Origin of the sequence: Streptomyces sp. NPDC059909, assembly GCF_042730885.1 — a bacterium.
GTDB lineage: Bacteria > Actinomycetota > Actinomycetes > Streptomycetales > Streptomycetaceae > Streptomyces.
Genome location: NZ_JBHWKX010000020.1, coordinates 107,407 through 115,600, shown reverse-complemented (window position 1 = coordinate 115,600; position 8,194 = coordinate 107,407). Strand labels below are relative to the sequence as shown.

Annotated in this window: 7 protein-coding genes and 1 pseudogene; 6 read left to right on the top strand and 2 right to left on the bottom strand. The window is 71.3% G+C overall.

The genetic code is table 11. The features are described from left to right. Positions 1 to 388: 388 nt before the first annotated feature. The 3 genes from ACFV9O_RS16460 to ACFV9O_RS16450 all read left to right on the top strand — a co-directional run bounded on the left by ACFV9O_RS16460 (position 389) and on the right by ACFV9O_RS16450 (position 4,372). Complete coding sequence (locus tag ACFV9O_RS16460) at positions 389 to 1,792, top strand: hypothetical protein (protein ID WP_385417927.1); 1,404 nt, start codon at positions 389 to 391, stop codon at positions 1,790 to 1,792. A 61-nt stretch (positions 1,793 to 1,853) separates the two neighbouring features. After that, positions 1,854 to 3,116: an AAA family ATPase gene (locus ACFV9O_RS16455; protein ID WP_385417924.1), complete on the top strand. Its 1,263-nt coding sequence runs from the start codon at positions 1,854 to 1,856 to the stop codon at positions 3,114 to 3,116. After that, on the top strand, positions 3,113 to 4,372 hold the full coding sequence (locus tag ACFV9O_RS16450; RefSeq protein WP_385417921.1) for a VWA-like domain-containing protein: 1,260 nt from the start codon (positions 3,113 to 3,115) through the stop codon (positions 4,370 to 4,372). Before ACFV9O_RS16455 ends, ACFV9O_RS16450 begins: the two co-directional genes overlap by 4 nt. 95 nt (positions 4,373 to 4,467) lie before the next feature. On the opposite strand, the gene ACFV9O_RS16445 is transcribed toward ACFV9O_RS16450, so the two are convergent. Next, a complete protein-coding gene (locus ACFV9O_RS16445) occupies positions 4,468 to 4,881 on the bottom strand; it encodes an arsenate reductase ArsC (protein ID WP_385417918.1) in 414 nt (137 codons plus the stop codon). 104 nt (positions 4,882 to 4,985) lie between these two features. Between ACFV9O_RS16445 and ACFV9O_RS16440 the strand changes: the two genes are divergently transcribed. The 3 genes and pseudogenes from ACFV9O_RS16440 to ACFV9O_RS16430 all read left to right on the top strand — a co-directional run. Next, positions 4,986 to 5,300, top strand: a complete 315-nt coding sequence (locus ACFV9O_RS16440; protein ID WP_385417915.1) for an ArsR/SmtB family transcription factor — start codon at positions 4,986 to 4,988, stop codon at positions 5,298 to 5,300. A gap of 148 nt (positions 5,301 to 5,448) precedes the next feature. Further along, positions 5,449 to 6,240: an aquaporin gene (locus ACFV9O_RS16435; protein WP_385417913.1), complete on the top strand. Its 792-nt coding sequence runs from the start codon at positions 5,449 to 5,451 to the stop codon at positions 6,238 to 6,240. A 26-nt stretch (positions 6,241 to 6,266) separates the two neighbouring features. Further along, a pseudogene (locus ACFV9O_RS16430) lies at positions 6,267 to 6,566 on the top strand (pyridine nucleotide-disulfide oxidoreductase); the annotation flags it as partial. Between the two features lie 12 nt (positions 6,567 to 6,578). Here ACFV9O_RS16430 and pstS read toward each other — a convergent pair. After that, positions 6,579 to 7,688, bottom strand: coding sequence for a phosphate ABC transporter substrate-binding protein PstS (gene pstS / locus ACFV9O_RS16425; protein ID WP_385417941.1), 1,110 nt, complete (start codon positions 7,686 to 7,688; stop codon positions 6,579 to 6,581). Positions 7,689 to 8,194 lie beyond the last annotated feature (506 nt).

The window sequence follows — 8,194 nt, the reverse complement described above, 5'->3', positions numbered from 1 at the left end:
CGGGTCCTTACCTGTGCGCGAAGCCCCATGTCTCTCCTTGCGTGTGTCGCCGGGGGGGGGGGGCGCTCCCCTTCCACTCCCCCCCCCCCCCACCCCCCCTCCCCCCCAGAAAAACAACAAACCCCCCCCCCCCCCCGAGCCTGTGGTTGTCGTCGTGCCGGCGCGTCGAGAGGCCTCAACTTCCCTGTGACAAGGCCAGTTCGTACGTGGTGAATCTCCTGCTCCGCCACGGGAACGACCACCTGTAGACGTCTCGCAGACGGTCACGACGTCAGAAGCGCACCGTCCGGGGCGCCTGGCGGATCGGGGTGAGGAGCGATACGATCACCGTGATGATGACTCATTCTTTTGACAGATTGGGGGTCCCATCCGCGCAAGGTGAGTGCTGATGCTCACTCAGACCGCGAATGGGGATTCCCGCCTTTCCTTCTGGCTGCGCGTGCGTGAGTTCGCCGTGCCGCCGTCCATGATCGACACTGCGACCGCCCGCCGATGCGTCGGGGACTGGGCGGGGGCGTGCGCCGCCGCAGGTGTCGATGTCGATCTCAATCTTCATGCCGTGGTGCGTAGCCATGGCCAGGAACTCGCAGCCCGGGTCCGGGCCGATCTCCGTCATCTGGCGCCTGACCTGTTGCGCTGGCACATGCCGAGGATCGCTCCCAACGGGCTGCTGCGCCCAGGTCTGACCATCTCCCTGGCTCGGTACGACGCCGCGGGGCGTGACGGCGCATGCCCGGTGCACCTCGTGGCCCGGACGCCGCCGGCCTGGGCGGATGCCGGTCAGCGGATCAGCCTCGCGCTGTGGGACGGAACCCCTTCCGAAGCCGGCGCCTCCCGGCATCCGCACCCCCGTCCCCACCAGCGGTTCCGCCTCGATCTGCACCGCCACCTCTGGGATGCCCGCAGGACCGATGAGCTGCGGATCCGGTCCGGGGCCGATCGTCTGCCCGCCGACGCCCGCCCCGTGCCGGACCCGGAACTGCCGGAGACGGTGCCGCAAGGGCACCGCTGCGCCGTTGACCGGTGGGCGGCCGAGGCGGGGATTCTGCTCCACGCCGAAGGGCGGTCCACCGGTTCTGTCACCGTGCGGTTCGGAGCCCGGCGTCGGCTGGTTCTGGACCTGGTCGAGGACAGGGACGGCGTGGCGCCGCCCGCATTGCGGATCGCGGCGGCGTCGGCAGACGGTGGCTCCTCCGCGCTGCCCGTCCTGCCCGACGCGGCGACCTGGGTGCTGCCCGACCTGGAACTGATCCGCACCGGTTCGATCGAGGTCGATCGGCTGCACCCACTGGTCGTCCCGGCACTCGTACCCGATCATTCGCCGCTCGGTCCGCCCCGGGTGCCGGACCGGGCAGGGCAGCCGCGCCTCGTGGAGTGCCGGGGAGCTCAGCACCGCATCGGCCTGGTCAACGGGGTACTGGTCCCGCTGGACCATGACCCGGCCGAGGTCCGGCGGGAGGAATTGCTGGCCGCGCTGACCGGTACTCCGCTTCCCTGCCTGCGGGCGATCGACGAGGCGCACCGTCATCCGGACTGCCTCACCGGCGTCCGCGAACGCCTGGACCATGGCGACACCGCCGGTGCGCTGGCCGTCGTCGAGGGCCTGCTGGGCCCCGACGCACTGCTGCGCACCGGCGCTCTGCGGGACGAGCTGGAGACGGCGGCGCTGCGGCGGATCACCTACGGGCTGTACAGGTCGGGTCTGATCGGACCCGGACCCGGCCGCATCCGCCCGGATCGTCGCCGTCGCCGCGACCACCGCTCACACCCGCGCCACGCGACCTCTCGCTGACCCGGGGACCTCCGTCCCCCTGCACCCACTCGGCTCACCACGAACCCATAGGTGATCACATATGCCCACATACACCCCGTTCGCTGCCACCGGCACCCCCTCCGACCCGGTCCACGCCTCCCAGCTCGACGTCGCAGGCGAGTTGCTGACCCTGCTGCGCGACGCCACCACCGAACCGCGCCCCGACATACAACTGGAGGCCCTGACTCTGGCCGTGGCAGCCGACCTGCCCGTGCTGCTGTGGGGTGAGCCGGGGATCGGCAAGACCGCGGCCCTGACACAGCTTGCCGCGGCCCTGGACCTTCCGCTGACCACAGTGATCGCGAGTGTGCACGAGCCGTCCGACTTCTCGGGGCTGCCGATCATCGGCGACGATCCCGCGGAACACGGTGTCCCGATGGCCCCGCCGGACTGGGCCGTGCGCCTGGTACGGGCCGGCCGCGGGCTGCTGTTCCTCGACGAGCTGTCCACCGCGCCTCCGGCCGTTCAGGCCGCGCTGCTCCGCCTCGTCCTCGAGCGGCGGATCGGCGCCCTCCAACTGCCGCCCGGGGTCCGGATCGTGGCCGCCGCCAACCCGCGCTCCTCGGCGGCCGACGGCTGGGAGCTGAGCCCGCCTCTGGCCAACCGATTCGTTCACCTTCAGTGGACCCACGACCACGAGGTCGTCGTACGCGGCCTCGGTGGGACCTGGCCCCGGGCGACCCTGCCACGGCTCGACCCGGGGAAGCTGTCGGAAGCCGTGGACTTCGCCCGCCGCGCGGTGTGCGGGCTCCTCACCGCCCGCCCCAAACTCGTGCACCAACTGCCCAGCAGTGAAGCGCGCCGGGGCGGCGCATGGCCGTCACCCCGGAGCTGGGAGATGGCCCTGTGCCTGATCGCCTTCGCGACCGCGGCCGGCTCCTCCCGGGAGGTACTTTCCCTGCTGGTCAGGGGCACCGTGGGAGACGGTCCGGGGCTGGAGCTGCTGGCCGGCCTGGACCGGATGGACCTCCCGGACCCCGAGATGCTGCTCGCCGACCCGGCGGGGGCCGCCCTGCCCGAGCGCGGGGATCTGCGCCAGGCCGTGCTCGACGGTGTGGTGGACGCGGTCCGCAAGCGCCCGGAGAAGTCCCGCTGGGACGCGGCGTGGGCGCTTCTGGTCCGGGCCGTGGAGACCGGGGCCCCGGACCTGGTGGTCGTCCCCGCGACCACCCTCGCCACGCTGCGCCGGGAGGACTGGGACGTCCCGGCATCGATCGAGCAACTCGCCGGAGTGGTGTCCCTGTCCCGGCGAGCGGACCACGCGGTGGCCCGGACCGCGGTCGCCGCGAAGGCCGGCCGGTGATCCAGGACGCACCGGGGGCACTGGACCTCGACAAGCTCTTCGCCGCCCGACTGCACGCCGCCCGGGTCCGGCCCTACTTGGCGACGGCGCTGTACGCCCTGCACGCCGTGGAGTCGCGGCGGGTACCGACGATGGCCGTCGACCGGTACTGGCGGTGCTATGTCTCGCCGGCGTTCGTGGATCGGACGCCGGTCGAGGAACTCGCCGGGGTATGGGTGCATGAGGTCTCGCACCTCCTTCGCGACCACCACGGGCGCAGTGACCGGGTCGCGCGGGAGCGGGAGTCGACCGGCGCGGGGGAACGGCTGCGGATGAACATCGCCGCGGACTGCGAGATCAACGACGACGTGTTCGGCGATGGGCTGGTCCGGCCCAAGGGCGCTGTGCGGCCGAGATCCCTGGGGCTTCCCGAGGGGTGGCTCATGGAGGACTACCTGCGCAGGCTTCGGATCGAGCCCCTCACGCTGAGCGCCGCCTGGCTGGACTGCGGCAGCGGCGCCGACGGACTGGAACGGGAGTGGGACCTGGGACCGGACGGCGCGCACGGCCTCAGCGAGCAGGAACGGGACGCGGTCCGGTTCCGGGTGGCGCAGGCCATCACGGGCCGTCCGGGGAAGACACCGAAGGGGTGGCAGCGGTGGGCAGAGGAGGCGTTCCATCCGCCCCAGCCATGGCGGGAGTTGCTGGGAGCGGCGGTCCGCTCGGCGGCCTCCGGCCCGGGCGCGGGCGAGGACTACACCTACGGCCGGCCGTCGCGGCGCTCGGCCGGGGTGCCCGGCGCCATTCTGCCGAGCCTGCGGCGCAGGCCGCCCCGGGTCTCCGTGGTCGTCGACACATCCGGGTCGGTCAGCGACGCCGAACTGGGCAGCGCGATCCTCGAAGTCGCCGCTATCTCCCGTGCCGTGGGCGGCCGTCGCGACCTGGTCACCGTGGTGCCGTGCGACGCGGCGGCCCGGATCGTGCACCCGCTGTGCCGCGGTGAGGGAATACCACTGCTGGGCGGTGGCGGTACGGACTTGCGTACGGGCTTCGCCAAGGCGCTCACATCACAGCCCCGACCCGATGTCATCGTGGTCCTGACCGACGGACAGACACCCTGGCCGAGCACGCGACCACCGTGCCGGACGGTGGTGGGTCTGTTCCCTCGGCATCATGCAGCCGGCTCGTGGGACGAGGGCGATCCCGATTACGTTCCGGACTCGCCGCCCGCGTGGGCACGAGTGGTGGTCATCGGGTCCGCTCCCGCCGTTCGGTGAGCCCCCTCAGCAGCAGCGCGCAGTCGTCGACGTACGCCTCGACCGTCTGCCGCGAGAACTCGCGCCCGTACCGCGTGCACAGCCATGCCTTCTACTTATGCGGACTTCGCCGGCGCGATCTCCTCGATCAGGACCTCGACGAGCGCCTTGATCTCGTCACGGATCGGGCGTACGGCCTCGACGCCCTGGCCGGCCGGGTCGTCCAGCTTCCAGTCCAGGTACCGCTTGCCGGGGAAGACCGGGCAGGTGTCGCCGCAGCCCATGGTGATGCAGACGTCGGACTCCCTGACCGCGTCGACGGTCAGGATCTTCGGGGTCTCGGCGGAGATGTCGATGCCGACCTCGCGCATGGCCTCGACCGCGGCCGGGTTGACGTGGCCGGCGGGGGCGGAGCCCGCGGAGCGGACCTCGACACGGTCGCCGGCCAGGTGGGTCAGCCAGCCTGCGGCCATCTGGGAGCGGCCGGCGTTGTGGACGCAGACGAACAGGACAGAGGGCTTCTCGGCCATCGGAAGTCTCACTTGTCTCATGGGGAATGTCGCACGACGCATCAGGCAGGCATGACGTCGGTCCGTGATGGTGTCAGCCACCACGGATGTGACAGTATCAGCCCATGATGACGTCAGTCGACACTGAACTGATCCGGGTGCTGGCCGACCCGCTCAGGCTCCAGATCGTGACCCTGCTCGCCCACGAGACCCTCTGCACCACGCACCTCGTGGAGGAGACCGGGGCCAGGCAGACCAACCTCTCCAACCATCTGCGGGTCCTGCGCGAGGCCGGTGTCGTGGAGACGGAGCCGTGCGGGCGCTTCACCTACTACAAGCTGCGACCGGACGTCATCGAGTCCCTGGCCGGATCGTTCGCCGAACTCGCGGCCACGGCCCGGGCCGCCGCCGAGGCCGACGTCAAGCGCTCCTGCCCCTGACAGCAGGGCACCTGATCACGGTGCCACCTGACTGCGGAACCCCTGATCGCCGCGCACGTGATCGGCGCGCCCTGACCGCCGCGCCCGCCGCGTCCGTCGCGACCGCACGCACGACTGCACGCATGACCGCACGCATCGAGGAGCCCTGTTGAGCACCGCTGAGGCCGTACCCGCAACCCCTGCGGAGTCCGGCGAGCCGTTGGCCGAACCGCACCCCGCCCCGGGCGCGACCCCGCCCCCTGCCCCGCTGGTCGCCCGGGCCGCCGCCGAACTCGTCGGCACCGCCGCCCTCGTCGCGGTCGTGGTCGGCTCCGGCATCCAGGCGACCGGGCTGACCCAGGACGTCGGCCTCCAGCTCCTGGCCAACAGCCTCGCGACGGTCTTCGGGCTCGGCGTACTGATCGCCCTGCTCGGCCCGGTCTCCGGGGCCCACTTCAACCCCGCCGTCACCCTGGCCGAGTGGTGGACCACCCGCCGCGCCGGCGCAGGCGTCACCGCGCGCGAAGCGGCCGTGTACGTACCCGCGCAGATCGCCGGCGCGGTCATGGGCGCGATCCTCGCAGACGCGATGTTCGGCGAGCCGCTCGTGAAGTGGTCCACGCACGACCGCTCGGCCGGACACCTGCTGCTGGGCGAGGTCGTGGCCACCGCGGGCCTCGTCCTGCTGATCTTCGGCCTGGCTCGCACCGACCGGCTCCGCTTCGCGCCGGTCGCGGTCGCCTCGTACATCGGCGCGGCCTACTGGTTCACCTCGTCCACGTCCTTCGCCAACCCGGCGGTGACGATCGGCCGCGCGTTCACCGACACCTTCGCGGGCATCGCCCCCGCATCGGTCCCGGGCTTCGTCGCCGCCCAGCTCGCGGGTGCCGTCGTGGGGCTGGGGCTCGTGGCGCTCGTCTTCATGCGCGGCCGCACTGCTGAGGCCCGGCCCCCAGCATGACCCGACAGGCGCAGGTGGTCGTGACCTCGCCCATGTTCGCCCGGCTCACCACCGGCGGAGTCGCATGGGGCGACGGCACCCGCGCCGAGGCCGACGCCGTCGTCCGGTGCACCGGCTACCGCCCCACGGTCGCCCACCTGGCACCGGTCGGCCTGCGCGGCCCACGCGGCCGCATCCCCACCGCCGGCACCCGGGCGATCGGGGAACCTCGCCTGCACCTCCTCGGTTACGGCGACTGGACCGGCCCCGCCTCGGCCACCCTCATCGGCGTCGGCCGCCCCGCGCGGGACGCCGCCCGCGCGATCGCCGAACTGCTGCGCCGTTGAGGGGCGCGCCTCTCAGGACAGTGTGTCGATGACCTGCCGGACCTTGACGGCGACGTTCTCGGGCAGCGGCGCGTAGTGAATGCTGGGAAGGATCTTCTGTCCTTCCTCGCTGGCCGTGTACGTGAGGAATGACTTCAACGCCGGCAGCGTCTCCGGCCGATTGCCCTTGTCGCAGACGATTTCGTAGGTGACCAGGACGATGGGATAGGCGCCTTCGGCGCTCGTCGCGTAGTCGAACTTCAGCGTCAGGTCGTCGCCCTTGCCCACGACCTCGGCGTCGGCGATGCCGGCCGATGCGGTCTCGGGGCTGGCCTCGATGGGCTGTGACGCCCCGGTGTCGATCCTGACGGTGGGGATCTTGAGCTTGGTGGCGAAGGAGAGCTCGAAGTAGCCGATCGTCCCCTCGGCGTTGCGCACACCGGTCGCCACCCCGTCGGAACCGGCCGCGGAATGGCCGCCCTTGCCCTGCCAGGCCTTCTCCTTCGGGTACGGCCATGCGTCAGCGGCGGCACCCGACAGATAGGCGTTGAGGTTCTGCGTCGTGCCCGAGTCGTCGGAGCGATGGATCGCCTGGATCGGCTGGTCGGGGAGCCGGGCCCCCGGGTTGAGCTTCTTGATCGCCGGGTGGGACCAGTTGGTGATCTCCGAGTCGAAGATCTTCGCCAGTGTCTCGGCGTCGAGCACGAGATCGTCCACGCCGGACAGGTTGTAGCCGATGGCGATCGGACCACCGACCATCGGCAGATCGATCGCCTTGCCGCCCGGGCACAGCGCCTTCGACCGCTCGACGTCCGCGGGCTTCAACGCGCCGTCGCTGCCGCCGAAAGCGGTGGCCTGGCGCATGAACTGGGCAACTCCGGCGCCGGAGCCGAGAGGGTTGTAGGCGATCTTCACCGACGGACACGCCCGCTGGTACTCCTTGATCCAGCGCTCCATCGCGTTCTTCTGCGCCGACGAACCGGAGCCGGCCACCAGTCCCTGTTCGGTACACGCGATACGGGCAGAGGGTGCAGGCGTAGTGACGGCGTGATCCTTCGCGTCCGCGGAGTCGCCGAGCTCGCTGACGACGAACACCGCGGCGCCGGCCCCCGCACACGCGGCCACAGCGACAGCCGCCGCCATCGGGAGGAATCGTCTGCGCTCCGCGCGTCGATGCTGCACGCTGCACTCCTGGTCTTCTGTGATGGCATGCCGGCCACCGCGATGCTGGGGCGCGGGGCGGATCGGCGCGCCGATGCCACTTTGCCGGACATTTGGATGTTCAGTGATCTGGGCAATCCCAAGGCGAAGTTGAGGCGAACAGTTGGTGTCGTCACACCGGCCTTGTGGTGGCGCTCATGACACACGCGGCCGAGCGGTACCCCCAGTCGCTCGCCGACGTCATCGGTGACCAGGTCCGCTACGGCACCACGGTCACCGGCGTCGCCAGGGCGGGACGGGATCGGGTCGTCGACTCGGGTCGCGTTCTCCGTCGCCCTGTTCGTCTCCGCCCTGGCCGGCTGAGGGCGCGCCCGGGCGGGGGGGGGGGTCCCGGACGGAAACCCCCAGGGTGGGAGGGTGCCCCCAACGGGGTCGTTTTTTCCTTTCTTTGTTTTTTTTTTGGTGGTTTTTCTTTGGTTGCCCAAGAC